This is a genomic window from Kitasatospora sp. LaBMicrA B282, from assembly GCF_050325825.1.
Lineage (GTDB): Bacteria > Actinomycetota > Actinomycetes > Streptomycetales > Streptomycetaceae > Kitasatospora.
In genome coordinates this window covers 1-16,987 of sequence record NZ_JBNQTI010000176.1, presented here as the reverse complement: position 1 = coordinate 16,987, position 16,987 = coordinate 1, and the positions used below count along the sequence as shown (strand labels likewise).

Genomic DNA, 16,987 nt, shown 5'->3' with positions numbered 1-16,987 from the left:
GGGGGAGGAGCAGATAATGGTTAAGAGAAGGGATAAAGACCCTTAAGGTTGCTGACCCCCGCCGCAACACGCCGACGTGCGGGCGAGGGTGCCGAGTGAGCCGCCGCCGGTCGGGTAAGTGTTGGGGACAGCAGGGGCCGTCGGGGCCCCGGGGCCTTGAGGGGTGAGGTCATGACCGACAACGCCGCTGATTTCGTCGTGGAGGAGCTGGACCCGGAGGACCTGGAGTCCGGCGCCGACGAGCAGCTCCCGCCACGTGGTGAGCTTCCGCTGGAGGCCGCCGCAGACGTCGCCGACGCGTTCGAACAGACCCGCCAGGTCCCCGTCGACGACGACGAATACCCGCGCTGACCGGTGGCACACGGGGGTTGCCACCGGTCAGCGCGTCACCCGTCGGGGCCGGGCCGTAGGCCGCCCCCGGCCGGACCCGCCGCGCCGGGGCGGGCCCGTAGGGCCGGGGCGGGCCGGGCCCGGGTGGCCCCTCAGACCCGCAGCGAGACCGGGTAGAGCCGCAGCCACCGGTCCAGCTCCAGCAGGATCTCCGAGGCCTTCCTGGCCCACTGCGGGTCCCGGGTCGGTGCCAGGGCCGCGGCCACGGCCGCCGGGTCGGCCAGCGCCTGCCCCGGCGCCTTCGGATCGCCCGCCAGCTCGGCCAGCGCGCGGCGCAGCGCCAACGGGTAGCCCGGGTCCTGGGTGGCCGGGTAGGGGCTCTTCACCCGCTCCGCGATCTCCTGCGGCAGCAGCTCGGCGGTGGCCGCCCGCAGCAGGCTCTTCTCCCGCCCGTCGAAGGACTTCATCGACCACGGGGTGTTGAAGACGTACTGCACCAGCCGGTGGTCGCAGAACGGCACCCGGACCTCCAGGCCGCTCGCCATGCTCATCCGGTCCTTGCGGTCCAGCAGCAGCCGGACGAACCGGGTCAGGTGCAGGTAGCAGACCTCCCGCATCCGGCGCTCGTGCGGATCGGCGCCCGGCAGGTGCGGCACCTCGGCGAGCGCCTCGGCGTAGCGGTCGGCGGTGTAGCCGGGCAGGTCGAGCCGGGCCAGCAGGTCGGGGTCGAGCAGGCTGTGCCGCGGGGCGGCGCCGCGCCCGGCGAGCGCGTCCACCGACCCGAGCCAGGGGAAGGTGTCGGCGTAGACCGCTGCCCGCCGGTGGAACCAGGCGTAGCCGCCGAACACCTCGTCCGCCGACTCGCCGGAGAGCGCGACCGTGGAGTGCCGGCGGACCTCGCGGAAGAGCAGGTACAGCGAGGTGCCCAGGTCGCCGAAGCCGGTCGGCAGGTCGGTGGCCCGCAGCACCGCGGCGAGGTGGCCGGGGTCGGTGAGCGCGGCGGCGTCCAGCAGGATGTCCCGGTGTTCGGCGCCGACGTGCGCGGCCAGCAGGTGGGCGTACGGGCCGTCCGGGGTCGGCCGGACGTCGTCGGGGGTGAAGTTGTCGGTCTGCCCCACGAAGTCCACCGAGAAGGAGCGCACCGGCCCCCGGCCGGTGTCGGCCAGCCCGCGTGCGGCCAGCGCGGTGATCGCCGAGGAGTCCAGGCCGCCGGAGAGCAGGCTGCACAGCGGCACGTCGGCGACCAGCTGGCGGCGCACGACGTCGTCCAGCAGCTCGCGGACCGTGGCGACGGTGGTCGGCAGGTCGTCGGTGTGCTCGGCGGCCTCCAGCGCCCAGTAGCGGTGGTCGGTCACGCCCTGGCGGCGGATCCGGAGCAGGTGGCCGGGGAGCACCTCGGCCATCCCCTGGTAGACCGCCTGGCCCGGGGTCTTGACCACGGCGAGCAGCTCGCGCAGCCCGTCCGGGCCGACCACGGGATCGACCGCCGGGTGCGCCAGGATCGCCTTGGGCTCGGAGCCGAAGAGCACCCCGTCGGGGGTCCGGAACCAGTAGAGCGGCTTCACGCCCATCCGGTCGCGCACCAGCAGCAGCTCCTCGCGCCGCGGGTCCCAGAGGGCGAGGGCGTACATGCCGTTCAGCCGCTCGGCGAAGCCGGCGCCCCACTGCAGGTAGGCGCGCAGCACCACCTCGGTGTCGCTGCGGGTGCGGAAGGCGTGGCCGTGGGCCTCGAGCTCGGCGCGCAGTTCCCGGTGGTTGTAGACCTCGCCGCTGTAGCTGAGCACCCCCAGCAGCCGGCCGTCCTGCTCGACCGTCATCGGTTGGCTGCCGCCGGCGATGTCGATCACCGCGAGCCGGCGGTGGCCCAGGGCGGCGTGCGCGGTGAGGTGCAGCCCGCCCGCGTCCGGGCCGCGGCAGGCCATGGTCGCGGTCATCGCCGCCAGCACCTCCTGCTGCCCGGTCAGCTCCCGGTCGAACGCCACCCAGCCGGCTATGCCGCACATGCGTGCCCCATCCGTGTTCGGACCGTGTTCGGGGCGTGACGCTACGCCCGGCCGGCGCGGCTGCGCCATGAGCGGGCCGGAATTGGCCGAAGAACGCTGGGGTGACCGGGAGCCGGCGGTGCGGGAGCGGCCGTCGTGCTTGGCGCGCCGGGTGTGCGGGGGCGGGCGTAGCGTGGAGCGAGAGTGCACATCGGGCACTCCCGTCCGCTGCGCAGACGCGTGGAGGTTGTCATGAGACTGAAGGACGAGCTCCCGGTCGACCACCGGCTGGCCCAGGTCTACCGCTACGGCGCCGGCCTCGGTGGCCTGCTGCTGTTGATCTGGGGCTGTTTCGGGGTGGCCGGGTCCCCCGGGTTCGTGTCGACCCACGGCAAGCACGTCGCCGGGATGTCGACCAACGGCGCGCTCGGCGTGCTGTCCATCATCGTCGGCGCGATCCTCATGATCGGTGCCGTGGTCGGGGGCAACTTCGCCTCCTGGCTCAACATGATCGTCGGCGCGGTCTTCTTCGTGGCCGGCTTCGTCGGGCTGATCGCCCTCCAGCGCGGCTGGAACTACCTGAACTTCCGGATGGTCAACGTCCTGTTCAGCTTCGTCTTCGGGCTGGTGATCGCCACCTTCGGGATGTACGGCAGAGTCAGCGGCCACCTGCCGCACGACAACCCGTACTGGCAGCGGCGGCACAGCGGTGACCGGGAGAAGGAGGAGGAGGTGGCGGGCCGCTGGCACGTGCCGGCCTTCAAGACCGTGCTGAAGCCGACCGTCCACCACTGAGCGGACCGCCGTCCGTCCCCGCACTCGCGGAACGGAACGGCCGACCGCACTCGCGGAACGGAACGGCCGACCGCACTCGCGGAACGGAACGGCTCGGCGCCCCGGTGCAGTACCGGGGCGCCGAGCCGTTCCGTCGGGACTGGGGGTTCGGGGCTCAGGCGGGCAGGTCGTCCAGGCGGAAGCCGACCTTCACGGTCACCTGGTAGTGCTGGATCGCACCGTCCGCGACGTGGCCGCGGATCTGCACCACCTCGAACCAGTCGATGTTGCGCAGGGTCTGCGACGCGCGGGTCAGGGCGTTGCGGATCGCGGCGTCGCTCCCTTCGTGGGAGGAACCGACGATCTCGGTCACCCGGTAGGTGTGCTCGGTCATCACGGCCTCCAAGGACGTGCGGCGTAAGCCTGGGACGGGGTCGGCTGACCCCTCCACCGTGCCGCATCCGCCCCCACCCCGCGCGGCGGAATGGTTCCCGTTCGTTGCTGGGTTCACTCGAACTAGTGATTGACCGTCAAGAATCGGACGCGAGTTCTCCCTTTCTCCTAACGTCCTGCCTGCCCACCAGACCGACAGGGAGGACCTCATGGCCACCGAGCCGCTCGACCCAGCCGCCACCGCAGCCCCGCCGACCGGCCCCGGCCTGACCCGCCGGCGCCTGCTGGCCGGCTCCGCCGCCCTCGGCGGCGCCGCCTGGCTGCTGCGCGGCGTGCTCACGCCCGAGGAGGCCGCGGCCGACACCGGCGTCCCGGCACTCGCCACCCCGCCCGGCTTCCCCGCCGGCATCGAGCTCTCCCGCCAGTCCTACGAGAACTGGGCCGGCGAGATCCACGCCGACCAGTTGTGGACCTGCACCCCGCACACCCCGCAGGACGTGGTCACCCTCGCCAACTGGGCGCACGCCCAGGGCTGGCGCCTGCGTGCCCAGGGCCACCGGCACACCTGGTCCCCGCTCACGGTGGCCGACGGCACCCCCGCGAGCACCCAGGTGGTGCTGGTCGACACCACCGCAAACCTCACCGCGATCAGCCCCGCCGGCACCGCGGACGCACCCGCGGTGCGGGCCCAGGCCGGCGCGGACATGGAGACGCTCCTCGCCGACCTGGCCGGCCGCGGCCTCGGGGTCACCCACTGCCCGGCACCGGGCGACGTGACGCTGGGCGGCGTGCTCGCCATCGGCGGTCACGGCACCGCGGTCCCGGCGGCCGGCGAGAGCGCCCCGCCCGGCCACGGCTACGGCTCGGTCAGCAACCTGGTCACCGAGCTGACCGCGGTGGTCTGGGACGACACCGCCGGCCAGTACGTGCTGCGCACCTTCGACCGCAGCGAGCCGGACACCGCCGCCTTCCTGGTCCACCTGGGGCGCTCCTTCATCACCGAGGCGGTGCTGCGGGCCGGCGCCGACCAGAACCTGCGCTGCCTGAGCCGGGTCGACGTCCCGGCGAGTCAGCTGTTCGCCGCACCGGGCGCCACCGGCGGCCAGGGCCTGGCCGACTTCATGGAGCAGAGCGGGCGGGTGGAGGCGATCTGGTTCGCCTTCACCGAGTTCCCCTGGCTCAAGGTCTGGAGCCTCAGCCCGCAGCAGCCGTTCACCTCGCGCGCCGTCGGCGAGCCGTACAACTACCCGTTCTCCGACAGCATCCCGACCCCGGTGGCCACCCTGGCCGGCGAGCTGGCCAGCGGTTCCTGGGCGCTGGCCCCCACCTTCGGGCAGCTCCAGTTCCTGATCGCCGCGATCGGCCTGACCGGTGACCTGACCGACGTGCTGCTCTCCGGCACCCTGCTGCAGGACCTGCTCACCCTGGACGTGGTCACCCACCTACTGGCCGGCGGCCTGCACTCCGACCTGTGGGGCCCGTCCCGCACCCTGCTGCAGTACGTCCGCCCCACCACGCTGCGGATGACCGCGAACGGCTACGCCGTGCTGGCCCGCCGCAGCGACGTCCAGTGGGTGGTCAACCAGGTCACCACCGGCTACCAGACGCTGCTCGGCGAGTACCAGGCGCGCGGCCAGTTCCCGGTCAACGGCGCGGTGGAGATCCGGGTCACCGGCCTGGAGGACCCGACCACCTGCGGCGTCCCGGGCGCCCAGCCGCCGCTGCTGTCGGCGATCTCGGCCCGTCCCGACCACCCCGAGTGGGACACCGCCGTCTGGTTCGACGTGCTCACCCTGCCCGGCACCCCCGGCCTGCACCAGTTCGGCCGCGACCTGGAGCAGCTGCTGCTCGCCACCTTCGACGGCACCCGGGCCGCGCTGCGGGTCGAGTGGTCCAAGGGCTGGGCCTACACCGCCGACGCCACCTGGGCCGACCCCGACGTGCTGGGCCGGGTGATCCCGGACAGCTACCGGGCGGGCACCGGCCCCGGCTGGGACACCGCCGTGGCCACCCTGAACCGGTACGACCCCGGGCGGGTCTTCGGCAACCCCTTCCTGGACCAGCTGCTGCGCTGAGCGGGCCCACCGCCGGGCCCGTCCCCGCCGGCCCCGGCCGGGCCGGCGGGGACGCTCGCGCACAATGTCCGCCATGACCAGCGAACACCCTTCCGGCAGCAGCACCCACGAGCTGACCGACCTGCTGCACCGCCGCCTCGACCGGATCGAGGCCCTGCTGACCGGCGACGTTCGCCGTCCCGCGGCTCCCGCCGACCAGGGCGCCGACCAGGCGGGTGACGGAGCCCCCGCCGCCGCCCCCGACGCCGCCGCCGACTCGCGCCCGGTCTGGCGCACCGAGACCGAGGCGGAGCAGCGCTGGGCCGTGACGGTGGCGATCCTGGTCGCCGTCGGCCTGCAACTCGCCCTCCCGGAGCGGCTGAGCATCCATCCGCGCTGGATGTTGCCCGCCCTGGAGGTCGGCCTGCTGGCCGCGCTGGTCGCGATGAACCCGCACCGCCGCCTGGACCGCAGCTCCCGCCTGCTGCGCGGGCTCAGCCTGGCGCTGGTCGCGGCGATCAGCCTGGCCAACGGCTGGTCGGCGGTGAAGCTGGTGCGCGACCTGCTGCACGCCGGCGGGGGCGCCGGCGCGGTGTCGCTGCTCGGCACCGGCGGGGCGGTCTGGGCCACCAACGTGATCGCCTTCGCGCTCTGGTACTGGGAGTGGGACCGCGGCGGCCCGGTCGCCCGGGCCCGCGGGCGGGCCGACTACCCCGACTTCCTCTTCCCGCAGATGCAGCAGCAGGGCATCGCCCCCGACGACTGGGAGCCGGGGTTCCTCGACTACCTCTACGTCGCGTTCACCAACGCAACGGCGTTCAGCCCGACCGACACCATGCCGCTCTCGCGCTGGGCCAAGCTGCTGATGATGCTGCAGTCCGCGGTCTCGCTGCTCACCGTGCTGCTGGTGATCGCCCGCGCCGTGGGCATCCTGCAGTGACAGGGACAGGGACAGACATAGTGACCCGGTGCCCGGGGACCCATGGCCGCGGCAGAATGGACGGGTGACCAGTGCCGCCGAGCCGGCTGGCGCGGGCCCGGTGGACGAGGCCCTGCGGGTGCGTCCGGCGCCCGCGCTGCGCCCCTACGTCGCCTGGTACTCCGGGTACCGCCAGCGCGGGGTGGATCCCGCCGTGCACCACGGGCTGCCCTCGCCCCACCTGACGCTGATCCTCACCCTGGACGAGCCGCTGCACCTCGCCGGGCACCCCGACCCCGCGCAGCCCCCCGGCAGCTACCGCACCCTCCTCGGTGGCCTGCACACCAGCCCCGCGCTGATCACCCACGACGGGTGCCAGTCCGGGGTGCAGGTCGCGCTCGGCCCGCTCGGCGCGCGGGCGCTGCTCGGGCTGCCGGCCGGGGAACTGGCCGGCTGGGACTTCCCGGCCGACGAGGTGCTCGGCCGGTGCGCGGCGGAGGGGCAGGAGCGGCTGCGCGCGGCCGCGGACTGGCCCGGGCGGTTCGCCGCCGTCGACCGCTGGCTGACCGAGCGGCTCGCCGCGCACCTCTCCGGGCGGGCCTCCGCAGCCCGACCGCCGGCACCCGAGGTGGTGCAGGCCTGGCGGCTGTTGCTGGCCGGGGCCGGCCGGCCCGGTGCGCCGACGGTCGCGGCGCTGGCCGACGAGGTCGGCTGGAGCGGGCGCCACCTGGCCGCCCGGTTCCGCAGCGAGATCGGCCTGACGCCGAAGGCGGCCGCCCGGGTGATCCGGTTCGACCGGGCCCGCCGGCTGCTCACCGCGCGGGCCGCCGCGGCCGGTGGCGGCAGCGCAGGCGGCGTCGGCAGCGCCGGCCTGGCCGAGCTGGCGGCGGACTGCGGGTACTTCGACCAGGCGCACCTGGCCCGCGAGTTCCGTGCGCTGGCCGGCAGCCCGCCGAGCCGCTGGCTGGCGCAGGAGGGCGGGCGCGCGGGTGCGGCGGCGCGCCCAGGTTCCGAAACGTCCAAGCCGGGTGGGGGAGGGGACGCGCAGGCTGGTGGTGTCCCGGGGTGAACCCGGGGAGGCGAGGACCGAGGAGGCTTGGTCACCATGGATGGATCCACCAGCGCAGCCGGCGCCGCAGCCGCCGCTGCGGCATCGACCACCGGCACGGCGTTCGAGCTGGACGGGGTGGCCCCGCCCGCCGCCGGGGCGCCGGCACCACAGGTCTGGCCCACGCTGCGGGCCAACGACGCCCGGGCGTTGATCCGCTTCCTGGTCGAGGCCTTCGGCTTCGAGGAGGTCGTCGTCTACGGCGAGGGCGAGCTGGTCGAACACGCCCAGCTGGCCTGGCCGGAGGGCGGCGGGCTGATGCTGGGCTCGGTCCGGAAGAGCGCCGCCGACCAGTGGGCCCTGCAACCCGGCGGCTTCGGCGCCTACGTGGTCACCGACCGGCCCGACGCCCTGTACGAGCGGGCCAGGGCGGCCGGCGCGGAGATCGTCACCCCGCCGCACACCACCGACTACGGCTCGCGCGACTTCAGCGCCCGCGACCCGGAGGGCAACCGCTGGTCCTTCGGCAGCTACCGCGGCGAGCCGCGACCGTAGCGGAGGTCCAGGGCGGCAGGCGCCGGGCCTGCGCCGCCGGGCCGGAGTCACCGGGCCTGCGCCGCCGGGGTGACCCGGGCGGCGGGCGGAAATACCGGGGCGCCCGGGGCGGCTGTGCTCGATGGCGGCACTGCACCCGAGCGGTGTCCCGGAGCCGACGGAGGTGGCAGTCGCCATGGGCGAGTACCGGATCGAGCACGACTCGATGGGCGAGGTGCGGGTGCCCGCCGCCGCGAAGTGGCAGGCGCAGACCCAGCGGGCGGTGGAGAACTTCCCGGTCTCCGGCCGCCCGCTGAGCCGCGCCCACATCGCGGCGCTGGCCCGGATCAAGGCCGCCGCCGCCAAGGTGAACGCCGAGCTGGGCATCGTCGAGGCCCCGGTCGCCGAGGCGATCCGGGCGGCCGCCGCCGAGGTGGCGGAGGGGCGGTGGGACGCCGAGTTCCCGATCGACGTCTTCCAGACCGGCTCCGGCACCTCCTCCAACATGAACACCAACGAGGTGCTGGCCACCCTGGCGGGCGAGCGCCTGGGCCGCCCGGTCCACCCGAACGACCAGGTGAACGCCAGCCAGTCCTCCAACGACGTCTTCCCGTCCTCCATCCACATCGCGGCCGCCGCCGCCGTCACCCAGGATCTGTTGCCGGCCCTGGACCACCTGGCCGGGGCGCTGGAGGCCAAGGCGGACACCTTCGCCACCGTGGTCAAGGCGGGTCGCACCCACCTGATGGACGCCACCCCGGTCACCCTCGGGCAGGAGTTCGGCGGCTACGCGGCCCAGGTCCGCTACGGGCAGGAGCGGCTGCGGGCCACCCTGCCGCGGGTGGCCGAGCTGCCGCTGGGCGGCACCGCGGTCGGCACCGGGATCAACACCCCGCCCGGCTTCGCCGCCGCCGTGATCGCCGAGCTGGCCCGGGAGACCGGCCTGCCGCTGACCGAGGCCCGCAACCACTTCGAGGCCCAGGGCGCCCGGGACGGCCTGGTCGAGCTCAGTGGTCAGCTGCGCACCATCGCCGTCGGCCTCACCAAGATCGTCAATGACCTGCGCTGGATGTCCTCCGGGCCGCGCACCGGGCTCGGCGAGCTCAACCTGCCCGACCTGCAGCCGGGCTCCTCGATCATGCCGGGCAAGGTGAACCCGGTGATCCCCGAGGTGGTGGCGATGGTCGCGGCCCAGGTGGTGGGCAACGACGCCACCGTGGCGATGGCCGGCGCCAGCGGCAACTTCGAGCTGAACGTGATGCTCCCGGTGATCGCCCGCAACCTGCTGGAGTCGATCCAGCTGCTGGCCAACGCCGCCCGGCTGCTGGCCGACCGCACGGTGGCGGGCACCACCGCCAACGTCGAGCGGGCCCGCGAGTACGCCGAGTCCTCCCCGTCCGTGGTCACCCCGCTCAACCGGTACATCGGCTACGAGGAGGCCGCCAAGGTGGCCAAGCAGTCGCTCGCCGAGGGCCGGACGATCCGTCAGGTCGTGCTGGACCGCGGCTACCTCGAGCGTGGCCTGCTGACCGAGGCCCAGCTCGACGAGGCGCTGGACGTGCTGCGGATGACGCACCCCTGAGCGCCCCCGAGCGCACACCTCGGCGGTGGATCACGCCCCCTGGGATTCACCTGCTCGTAAGGTGCGCCGCCGTAGGATGGCAGGTTGCTACGGCGAACCTCGGGGGGCAGTGATGAGCGGATTCGACCAGGCCTGGGCGGCGGCTCCGGCGGCGGTGCGGCGCTGCCTGGAGCTGGCCCACCTCTCGCTGGCCGGCGGCGGGTTGGCGGTCGGCGCGGTGCTGGTGGACGGCGCGGGCCGGGTCCGCGCCGAGGGGCGCAACCGGGCCTACGACGGGCCCGGCGGCCCCGACGCCCTGCAGGGCACCCCGCTGGCGCACGCCGAGCTGAACGCGCTGGCCGCGGTCCGCACCGGCTGCGACCTGACCGGGCTCACCCTGTGGAGCACCCAGCAGCCCTGCACCATGTGCGCGGCCGCGCTCGCCTTCACCCGGGTCGGCGCGGTCCGTTACCTGGCCCCGGACCCGTGGGCGCAGGCCACCGGGCAGGCGCCCGCGGAGCCGGCGACGGCCGCTGCCGGACGCCCGGCCGAGGTGGACCCGGTCTGGCCGGTCGCCGCGAACCTGCTCTTCCTGCAGAGCGTGGTCGACGCCGCCGACCTGGACCACCCCACCGTGCGGCGCAACCGCGAGCTGGAGCCGGAGACCGGCGCGCTGCTGCGCCCGCCCGCGGACCGCGCCGCCGGGGGCCTGACCGAGCTGCTCGCCGCCCGCTGGCCGGACCTGGTCGCCGCCGCGGCGGCCCGCGCGCGGCGCACCGCGGGGCCGGTCGGGGTGCGCTGACCGCGGGCCCGGCCGCCCTGGTCGGAGCGGCGGGTCAGCGCCGTTCCAGCCGGGGGAAGACCACCTCGTCCAGCAGCAGCCCGAGGGCGACCGCCACCGGCACCGCCACCAGCGCGCCGACCAGCCCGAGCAGCGCCCCGCCGGCCAGCACCGCGAGCACGGTCACCACCGGGTGCACCGACACCGCGTACTTCATCGCGCGCGGCAGGATCAGGTAGTCCTCGGCGAGCCGGAAGACGACGTAGAAGGCCGCCGTGCCGAGCGCCACCGGGAACGAGACCACCAGCGCCACCAGCGAGACCACCACGCCGCCGATGGTCGAGCCGACCACCGGCACCAGGTCCATCAGCGCCACGAAGACCCCGAGCAGCGCCGGGTACGGCACGCCCCAGATCTCCAGCCAGCAGAAGGTGGCCAGGCCCGCGATCCCCGAGGTGGCCAGGTTGGCCAGCATGAACCGCCCGGTGCGGGTCAGGATCTCCTCCACCAGCGCCACCACCTGCTCGCGCCGGCTGGCCGGCACGAAGCGGTAGCCGTAGGCCTTGATGGTCGGCATGCCGGCCAGGAAGTACAGGGTCAGCATGGTCACCACCACCACGGCGGTCAGCGCGTTCAGCACCAGCCGGCCGGCCCCCAGCACGTCGCTGGCCAGCGTGGCGGCGTTGCCGCCGCTGAGCGCCTGGCGGGCCCGGGCGATCAGGTGGTAGTGGTCCTCCAGCCGGCCGAGCGTGGACTGGTGGTTGTGCAACTGCTGCAGCCAGTTCGGGATCGCCTTGGCCAGCGCACTGATCTCGTGGCTCAGCGGCGGCACCACCAGGGCGGTGAACCCGGCGACCAGCCCGAGCAGCAGCAGCACCAGCGCGGCCACCGCCCAGCCGCGGCGCAGCCCGCGCCGGATCAGCCAGGTGATCACCGGCTCCAGGCTGATCGCCAGGAAGAGTGCCAGCGTCACCAGGGTGAGCAGGCTGCTGAGCCGCAGCACCTCGCGGACCAGCAGGTAGGCGAGCATCGCCCCCAGGGCCAGGCCGAACCCGATCGGGAACCAGGACCGCGGCCGCCCCCGCCCGAGCTCGCTCAACGGATCGCCGCCTCCCTCGCCTGGCCGGCCGGCCGGAGTCGAGCCGCCGGCGGACCGCCGGTGCGCCGGCCGTCCGCCGCCCGCCACCGTCCGTCCACGATGCCACGCGCTGACCTGCGGCGCTCCGCGGCGGGGTCCGTGCGAGGGGGCCGTGCTCCGGGTACGGTCGGATCCAGACCGGGCCCGGCACGGCCGGGCGGCGAGGAGGCGCAGCGATGACCCAGGCGGCGGCAGGCGGGGCGGCAGGCGGCCCGGGCGGCGGTGGGGTGGCGGCGGGGGCCAAGGGCGCGGTGGTCCGCTGCGTGCCCGCGCTGCCCAGCTGGGTGAGCCTGATGACCGGTGACCTGGACGCCGCCGAGGAGTTCTACGGCCGGCTGCTCGGCTGGACCTTCAGTCAGGGACCGGACCGGTGGGGCCCCTACCGGCGCGCAATGATCGACGGAGTGCCGGTGGCCGGCCTCGGCTCCTCGGTCGACCTGCAGCTGCCGGTCGCCTGGACCAGCTACTTCGGCACCGAGGACGCCGACGTGATCGCGGAACGGGTGCGGGCCCGCGGTGGCACGGTGGCGATCGGCCCGCTCGGTTTCGACGCCGGGCGCCTGGCCGTGGTGGCCGATCCGGCCGGTGCGCCGTTCGGGGTCTGGGAGGGCCCGATGGACACCGGGCCGGTGCTCAGCGCGATCCCCGGCGCCCCGGTCTGGATCGAGCTGCGCACCACCGACGCGTTCGCCGCCGCGCTCTTCTACGGCGAGGTCTTCGCCTGGGACAACCGCGAGGCGGAGCACCTGGAGGTGCGCTGGGAGCACGACCGGGTGGTGCTGCGCACCGGGCGGCGCAGCGTGGCGGCGCTGGCGCAGGTCACCGACCCGGAGGAGCGTCCCATGTGGCACGTCTACTTCTCGGTGCCGGACGCCGACCGGGCCGCGGAGCTGGCCGACCGGTTGGGCGCCGACGTCTTCGGTGAGGTGCGGGACAGCCCCTACGGCCGGGTGGTGCAGCTGCGCGACCCGCAGGGCGGCCGGTTCTCGCTGATCGGCCCGCCGGACCACTGACGGTCGTGGGGGTGACGGCTGCGGGGGTGATGGTCGCGGGGGTGACGGTCGGTCACTCCGGCGCGTCGGCGCCGACCGTGGCGCCGCACCGCCAGCAGGTGGCCGGCGGGCGCTGTTCGGTGATCGCACCGCACTCCGCGCAGACCAGGTGCAGCAGGCAGGCCGGCTCGCCGCCCGCGGGCTCCGGGGCGGGCCGGGGCTGCTCGGTCGGCGCGGTCGGCTCAGCCGGTGGTCGATCGGTCACCTTCCCATCGTAGGACGCCGTGCTGCCGCCGTTCGGGCGAACTCGTCCGGCCCGCCGTTTGCCGCCCGGCGACCCGGGTACCGCTGGGCTCAAGATCCACCCCGGTGGTCGACCGAGCAGAGGAGGCAGGATGGAGCACGACGCAGGTACCCCGAACGAGTCGGGCAGCCGCGCCGAGCAGTTGAAGAGGCAGCTCACCGTCGAGGAGGTGGAGCCGGTCGACGACGCCGAGCTCTACGCGGTCCTCGGCGAGGACTGACCGGCCCGCACCCCGCGGCCCCGCCTCACCGCTCGTCGGCCACCCACACGGTGGTCGCGTTGCAGAACTCGCGGATCCCGTGCCCGGAGAGCTCCCGGCCGTAGCCGGAGCGCCGGACCCCGCCGAACGGCAGCGCCGGGTGCGAGGCGGTCATCCCGTTGAAGAAGACCCCGCCCGCCTGGACGTCGCGCACGAAGCGCTCCTGCTCGGCCGGGTCGGTGGTCCAGACGTTGGAACTCAGCCCGAACGGCGTGTCGTTGGCCAGCTCGACGGCGTGGTCCAGGTCCTCGGCCCGGTAGAGCGTGGCGACCGGGCCGAACGCCTCCTCGTGGTGGATCCGCATCTTCCCGGTGATCCCGCTCAGCACGGTGGGCGGGAAGTACCAGCCCTCGCCCAGCCCGGGCGGCAGCTCCACCTCGCACTCCACCAGCGCGCCCTGCGCCAGCGCGTCCGCCACCAGGGCGCCCAGCTCCTCGCGGCCCTGCCGGGTGGCCAGCGGGCCGATCTCGGTGGCCTCGTCCATCGGGTCGCCGATCCGCAGCGCGGACATCCGGGAGACGAAGGCGGTGGCGAACTCCTCGTACACCTCGGCGTGCACGATGAACCGCTTGGCCGCGATGCAGGACTGCCCGTTGTTCTGCACCCGCGCGGTGACCGCGGTGCGGGCCGCCGCCTCGACGTCGGCCGACGGCAGCACCACGAAGGGGTCGCTGCCGCCCAGCTCCAGCACCGTCTTCTTGACCTCGTCGCCGGCCACCGAGGCCACCGCCCGCCCGGCGCCCTCGCTGCCGGTCAGCGTGGCCGCCGCCACCCGCGGGTCGCGCAGCACCTCGGCCACCGTGCCGGAGTCGATCAGCAGGGTCTGGAAGCAGCCGTCCGGGAAGCCGGCGCCGCGGAACAGGTCCTCCAGGTAGAGCGCGGTCTGCGGCACGTTGGAGGCGTGCTTCAGCAGCCCGACGTTGCCCGCCATCAGCGCCGGAGCGGCGAACCGGACCACCTGCCAGAGCGGGAAGTTCCACGGCATCACCGCCAGCACCACGCCCAGCGGGCGGTAGCGCACCCAGGCCCGGGACGCCCCCGCGTCCTGCACGTCCGCCGGCGACGGGTGCTCGTCGGCCAGCAGCTCCGGCGCCCGCTCGGCGTACCAGCGCATCGCCTTGGCACACTTGGCGGCCTCGGCGCGGGCGGCGGTGAGCGGCTTGCCCATCTCGGTGGTCATCAGCCGGGCGATGGTCTCGCGGTCGGCGTCCAGCAGTTCGGCGGCCCGGCCCAGCAACTGGGCGCGGCGGGCGAAGTCGGTCAGCCGGTACTGGGCGAAGGCCGCCTCGGCCCGGGCCAACCGCTGTTCCACGGCGGTCGCCGAGTAGGGCTCGAAGGTCCGCAGGGTCTGTCCGGTCGCCGGGTTCACGGTCGCGATCGCCATCGGTCGCCTCCAGGTCACGCGGGCGCCGGGCGGGGCCCGCTCGCGTCGAGCCTAGCCGCGGGCCCGGTTCCCGACTCGGCGGCGCGAGCGGGGCGCTGCTCCGTGCGGGTGCGCCGGGGGCCGGGGGCCGGGGTACGGACGGGCGGTGCGTCCGGCCGGCGGTGCGCCATGCTGGGGGCATGCCCGAGGGTGACACCGTCTTCCGCACCGCCGCCGAGCTGCACCGGGCGCTGGCCGGGCAGCGGCTGACCAGCGCCGAGCTTCGGGTGCCCGCGCACGCCACGGCCGACCTGACCGGGCGCCTGGTGCTGGCGGTGGTCCCGCGCGGCAAGCACCTGCTCACCCGGATCGAGGACGGGCTGACCCTGCACACCCACCTGCGGATGGACGGCCGCTGGCAGCTCTACCGGGCGGGCGAACCCTGGCACGGCGGGCCCGGGCACCAGATCCGGGCCGTGCTCGGCACCGCCGCGTGCACCGCGGTCGGCTACCGCCTGCCGGTGGTGGAGCTGCTGCGCACCGCCGACGAGGCCCGGGCGGTCGGCCACCTCGGCCCCGATCTGCTCGACCCCGACTGGGGCCCGGAGCAGGTCGCGGAGGCGGTGCGGCGGCTCGCCGCGGCGCCCGGGCGGCCGGTCGGGGAGGCCCTGCTCGACCAGCGGAACCTGGCCGGGATCGGCAACGTCTACGCGGCCGAACTGTGCTTCCTGCTCGGGCTCACGCCGTGGACGCCGTTCGGCGAGGTGCCGGCGCCGGACCGACTGGTCCAGCTGGCTCACCGGCTGCTGCACGCCAACCGCTTGCGCCCGGGCCGCACCACCACCGGCGAGCCGCGCCCCGACCGCAGCCTCTGGGTCCACGGCCGGGCCGGCCGCCCCTGCCGGCGCTGCGGCACCCCGATCCGCACCGCGCGGCACGGGGTGGCGCCGGAGCAGCGGGTGGCGTTCTGGTGCCCCCGCTGCCAGCGGGGGCCGCTGGCAGCGGGGTGAGGCGGGGCCGGAGCGAGGGGGCCGGGGTGCGGCGGAGCGCAGGGTGCCTCAGTCGGCGGGCCCGCTGCTCAGGTGGCCGAGCCGGCGGCCGCGCCGGTGGCCAGCTCGGCACCCCAGCGGTCGATCGCGGCGGCCAGGTCCAGCTGGCGCATGCCGGGCTCGTCGCCGGTCGGCCAGTCGGCCCGCGGCACCCGCCACATCACCTCGAACTCGTTGCCGTCCGGGTCCTTGGCGTAGAACGACTTCGACACCTGGTGGTCGGTGGCGCCGACCAGCGCGCCGCGCTCGGTCAGCTTGCGGCCGATCTCGGCCAGCTCGCCGAGCGTGCCGACCTCCCAGGCCAGGTGGTACAGGCCGACCCGGCCCGGCTGCGGGCCCGGCGCCTCGGCGCCGATCGCGAACAGGCCCAGGTCGTGGTCGTTCAGGCTGTCGGGCGAGCTGAGGAAGGCGGCCCGACCGGGGATCTCGACGTCCAGTTCGAAGCCGAGCACCTCGGTGTAGAAGGCGACGGCGCGGGCCACGTCGCGGATGTACAGCACCGCGTGGTTGAGACGGCGGACGGGCATGGTGATCGCTGCCTTTCGGGGGTCGGGCGGGACGTGTGTGGGGCGGGACGGGGACGGCGGGTGCCGGGGCGGGCAGGTGACGGTCAGGCGAGTTCGGGCTGGAGCCGCAGGGCGTGGCCCAGGGTGCGCGGGGTGCCGAGCGCCTTGGTGTGCAGGTAGCGGAGGTTGCTGGGGGAGGCGTGCACGCCGGTGGGCACCCGGCGGGCGACGGCGATGCCGTGCGCCGCGAGCTGGGCCGCCTTGCTCGGGTTGTTGCTGAGCAGCTCGATCCGCGGCATCCCCAGTGCGTGCAACATCTGGGCGGCGGCCGTGTAGTCCCGGGCGTCCTCGGGCAGGCCGAGCGCGGCGTTGGCGGCGTAGGTGTCGAGGCCGCCGTCCTGCAGGGCGTAGGCGTCGAGCTTGTTGTAGAGGCCGATGCCGCGGCCCTCCTGGCGCAGGTAGAGCAGGTAGCCGCCGTGTTCGGCGATCCGCTCGACGGCCTCGCGCAGCTGCGGTCCGCAGTCGCAGCGGGCCGAGCCGAGCACGTCGCCGGTCAGGCACTCGGAGTGCAGCCGGACCAGCGGGGTCGCGGTCGCCGCCGGGTCGCCCAGGGCGATGGCGAGGTGCTCGGCGCCGTCCACCAGGTCGTGGAAGGTCACCACGTCGGCGTCGACCTGGAAGCCGTCGCCGAACCGCAGTGGCACCCGCACCCGGGTTCGGACCCGGGCGGGGTGCGGCGGGGTGTTGGAGGGAGCGGCGCTGGTCATGAGGGTCTCCCGTCGGGTCGGGCCGGGCTTGCGAAGTAGTTCAAATTTGAATACAAGGGAACCGTACCGCCCCGCGGCTCTGAATTCAAATTTGAACTACTTCTTCGTGCCCCTGCCGTGCCCGATCCGCCGGGAGGCCTCAGCCGCGCCCGGGACCGGCCGCGGCGGCCCGCGGGCGGCCGGGCTGCTCGGGCCGCAGGCCCCAGGCGCCGGTCGGCCGGCCCGGCAGCCCG

General features: G+C 75.0%; 18 protein-coding genes. 11 read left to right on the top strand and 7 right to left on the bottom strand.

The annotated features are described in order from the left end of the window. Positions 1–171: 171 nt before the first annotated feature. On the top strand, positions 172–351 hold the full coding sequence (locus tag ACQRUO_RS32860; RefSeq protein ID WP_428319786.1) for a hypothetical protein: 180 nt from the start codon (positions 172–174) through the stop codon (positions 349–351). Between the two features lie 131 nt (positions 352–482). Here ACQRUO_RS32860 and asnB read toward each other — a convergent pair whose 3' ends face one another. Further along, on the bottom strand, positions 483–2,333 hold the full coding sequence (gene asnB, locus ACQRUO_RS32855; RefSeq protein WP_428319785.1) for an asparagine synthase (glutamine-hydrolyzing): 1,851 nt from the start codon (positions 2,331–2,333) through the stop codon (positions 483–485). Positions 2,334–2,564: 231 nt separating this feature from the next. Between asnB and ACQRUO_RS32850 the strand changes: the two genes are divergently transcribed. After that, positions 2,565–3,107, top strand: a complete 543-nt coding sequence (locus tag ACQRUO_RS32850) for a DUF308 domain-containing protein (protein ID WP_428319784.1) — start codon at positions 2,565–2,567, stop codon at positions 3,105–3,107. Between the two features lie 154 nt (positions 3,108–3,261). On the opposite strand, the gene ACQRUO_RS32845 is transcribed toward ACQRUO_RS32850, so the two are convergent. Next, the gene (locus ACQRUO_RS32845; RefSeq protein ID WP_428319783.1) at positions 3,262–3,480 is read right to left on the bottom strand and encodes a dodecin; all 219 of its coding nucleotides are present in this window, start codon (positions 3,478–3,480) and stop codon (positions 3,262–3,264) included. Positions 3,481–3,688: 208 nt separating this feature from the next. Here ACQRUO_RS32845 and ACQRUO_RS32840 point away from each other — a divergent pair, with 208 nt between their 5' ends. The 6 genes from ACQRUO_RS32840 (at position 3,689) to ACQRUO_RS32815 (ending at position 10,397) form a co-directional block, all read left to right on the top strand. Further along, a complete protein-coding gene (locus ACQRUO_RS32840; RefSeq protein WP_428319782.1) occupies positions 3,689–5,554 on the top strand; it encodes a cholesterol oxidase substrate-binding domain-containing protein in 1,866 nt (621 codons plus the stop codon). A gap of 73 nt (positions 5,555–5,627) precedes the next feature. Next, positions 5,628–6,473 (top strand): hypothetical protein, encoded by an 846-nt coding sequence (locus ACQRUO_RS32835; protein WP_428319781.1) that lies wholly within the window; start codon positions 5,628–5,630, stop codon positions 6,471–6,473. 64 nt (positions 6,474–6,537) lie between these two features. Next, positions 6,538–7,521, top strand: coding sequence for a helix-turn-helix domain-containing protein (locus ACQRUO_RS32830; RefSeq protein WP_428319780.1), 984 nt, complete (start codon positions 6,538–6,540; stop codon positions 7,519–7,521). A gap of 36 nt (positions 7,522–7,557) precedes the next feature. Beyond that, the gene (locus tag ACQRUO_RS32825) at positions 7,558–8,055 is read left to right on the top strand and encodes a VOC family protein (RefSeq protein WP_428319779.1); all 498 of its coding nucleotides are present in this window, start codon (positions 7,558–7,560) and stop codon (positions 8,053–8,055) included. Positions 8,056–8,230: 175 nt separating this feature from the next. Continuing rightward, the gene (locus ACQRUO_RS32820) at positions 8,231–9,616 is read left to right on the top strand and encodes a class II fumarate hydratase (RefSeq protein ID WP_428319787.1); all 1,386 of its coding nucleotides are present in this window, start codon (positions 8,231–8,233) and stop codon (positions 9,614–9,616) included. A gap of 112 nt (positions 9,617–9,728) precedes the next feature. Continuing rightward, positions 9,729–10,397, top strand: coding sequence for a nucleoside deaminase (locus ACQRUO_RS32815; RefSeq protein ID WP_428319778.1), 669 nt, complete (start codon positions 9,729–9,731; stop codon positions 10,395–10,397). Between the two features lie 34 nt (positions 10,398–10,431). On the opposite strand, the gene ACQRUO_RS32810 is transcribed toward ACQRUO_RS32815, so the two are convergent. Further along, positions 10,432–11,475: an AI-2E family transporter gene (locus tag ACQRUO_RS32810; protein WP_428319777.1), complete on the bottom strand. Its 1,044-nt coding sequence runs from the start codon at positions 11,473–11,475 to the stop codon at positions 10,432–10,434. 215 nt (positions 11,476–11,690) lie between these two features. Between ACQRUO_RS32810 and ACQRUO_RS32805 the strand changes: the two genes are divergently transcribed. Then, a complete protein-coding gene (locus ACQRUO_RS32805) occupies positions 11,691–12,527 on the top strand; it encodes a VOC family protein (RefSeq protein WP_428319776.1) in 837 nt (278 codons plus the stop codon). Between the two features lie 52 nt (positions 12,528–12,579). Here the strand turns inward: ACQRUO_RS32805 and ACQRUO_RS32800 are convergent, their stop codons facing one another. Further along, positions 12,580–12,771 carry a hypothetical protein gene (locus ACQRUO_RS32800; RefSeq protein WP_428319775.1) on the bottom strand — a complete coding sequence of 64 codons (192 nt, stop codon included), beginning with the start codon at positions 12,769–12,771 and terminating at the stop codon, positions 12,580–12,582. Positions 12,772–12,901: 130 nt separating this feature from the next. On the opposite strand from ACQRUO_RS32800, the gene ACQRUO_RS32795 reads away from it, so the two are divergent. Then, on the top strand, positions 12,902–13,030 hold the full coding sequence (locus ACQRUO_RS32795; RefSeq protein ID WP_428319774.1) for a hypothetical protein: 129 nt from the start codon (positions 12,902–12,904) through the stop codon (positions 13,028–13,030). Positions 13,031–13,055: 25 nt separating this feature from the next. On the opposite strand, the gene ACQRUO_RS32790 is transcribed toward ACQRUO_RS32795, so the two are convergent. After that, positions 13,056–14,453, bottom strand: coding sequence for an NADP-dependent succinic semialdehyde dehydrogenase (locus ACQRUO_RS32790; RefSeq protein ID WP_428319773.1), 1,398 nt, complete (start codon positions 14,451–14,453; stop codon positions 13,056–13,058). Positions 14,454–14,632: 179 nt separating this feature from the next. Between ACQRUO_RS32790 and ACQRUO_RS32785 the strand changes: the two genes are divergently transcribed. Continuing rightward, positions 14,633–15,442, top strand: coding sequence for a DNA-formamidopyrimidine glycosylase family protein (locus ACQRUO_RS32785; protein ID WP_428319772.1), 810 nt, complete (start codon positions 14,633–14,635; stop codon positions 15,440–15,442). A 68-nt stretch (positions 15,443–15,510) separates the two neighbouring features. Here the strand turns inward: ACQRUO_RS32785 and ACQRUO_RS32780 are convergent, their stop codons facing one another. Together ACQRUO_RS32780 and ACQRUO_RS32775 are read right to left on the bottom strand one after the other, a co-directional pair. Further along, the gene (locus ACQRUO_RS32780) at positions 15,511–16,008 is read right to left on the bottom strand and encodes a VOC family protein (RefSeq protein ID WP_428319771.1); all 498 of its coding nucleotides are present in this window, start codon (positions 16,006–16,008) and stop codon (positions 15,511–15,513) included. A gap of 83 nt (positions 16,009–16,091) precedes the next feature. Next, on the bottom strand, positions 16,092–16,754 hold the full coding sequence (locus ACQRUO_RS32775; protein WP_428319770.1) for a GTP cyclohydrolase II: 663 nt from the start codon (positions 16,752–16,754) through the stop codon (positions 16,092–16,094). Positions 16,755–16,987 lie beyond the last annotated feature (233 nt).

What these genes read in the sequence shown, in the direction of transcription:
- ACQRUO_RS32860 (WP_428319786.1), top strand. Translation starts at nt 172, where the DNA reads ATGACCGACAACGCCGCTGATTTCGTCGTGGAGGAGCTGGACCCGGAG.
- asnB (WP_428319785.1), bottom strand. Translation starts at nt 2,333, where the DNA reads ATGTGCGGCATAGCCGGCTGGGTGGCGTTCGACCGGGAGCTGACCGGG.
- ACQRUO_RS32850 (WP_428319784.1), top strand. Translation starts at nt 2,565, where the DNA reads ATGAGACTGAAGGACGAGCTCCCGGTCGACCACCGGCTGGCCCAGGTC.
- ACQRUO_RS32845 (WP_428319783.1), bottom strand. Translation starts at nt 3,480, where the DNA reads ATGACCGAGCACACCTACCGGGTGACCGAGATCGTCGGTTCCTCCCAC.
- ACQRUO_RS32840 (WP_428319782.1), top strand. Translation starts at nt 3,689, where the DNA reads ATGGCCACCGAGCCGCTCGACCCAGCCGCCACCGCAGCCCCGCCGACC.
- ACQRUO_RS32835 (WP_428319781.1), top strand. Translation starts at nt 5,628, where the DNA reads ATGACCAGCGAACACCCTTCCGGCAGCAGCACCCACGAGCTGACCGAC.
- ACQRUO_RS32825 (WP_428319779.1), top strand. Translation starts at nt 7,558, where the DNA reads ATGGATGGATCCACCAGCGCAGCCGGCGCCGCAGCCGCCGCTGCGGCA.
- ACQRUO_RS32820 (WP_428319787.1), top strand. Translation starts at nt 8,231, where the DNA reads ATGGGCGAGTACCGGATCGAGCACGACTCGATGGGCGAGGTGCGGGTG.
- ACQRUO_RS32815 (WP_428319778.1), top strand. Translation starts at nt 9,729, where the DNA reads ATGAGCGGATTCGACCAGGCCTGGGCGGCGGCTCCGGCGGCGGTGCGG.
- ACQRUO_RS32805 (WP_428319776.1), top strand. Translation starts at nt 11,691, where the DNA reads ATGACCCAGGCGGCGGCAGGCGGGGCGGCAGGCGGCCCGGGCGGCGGT.
- ACQRUO_RS32795 (WP_428319774.1), top strand. Translation starts at nt 12,902, where the DNA reads ATGGAGCACGACGCAGGTACCCCGAACGAGTCGGGCAGCCGCGCCGAG.
- ACQRUO_RS32790 (WP_428319773.1), bottom strand. Translation starts at nt 14,453, where the DNA reads ATGGCGATCGCGACCGTGAACCCGGCGACCGGACAGACCCTGCGGACC.
- ACQRUO_RS32785 (WP_428319772.1), top strand. Translation starts at nt 14,633, where the DNA reads ATGCCCGAGGGTGACACCGTCTTCCGCACCGCCGCCGAGCTGCACCGG.
- ACQRUO_RS32780 (WP_428319771.1), bottom strand. Translation starts at nt 16,008, where the DNA reads ATGCCCGTCCGCCGTCTCAACCACGCGGTGCTGTACATCCGCGACGTG.
- ACQRUO_RS32775 (WP_428319770.1), bottom strand. Translation starts at nt 16,754, where the DNA reads ATGACCAGCGCCGCTCCCTCCAACACCCCGCCGCACCCCGCCCGGGTC.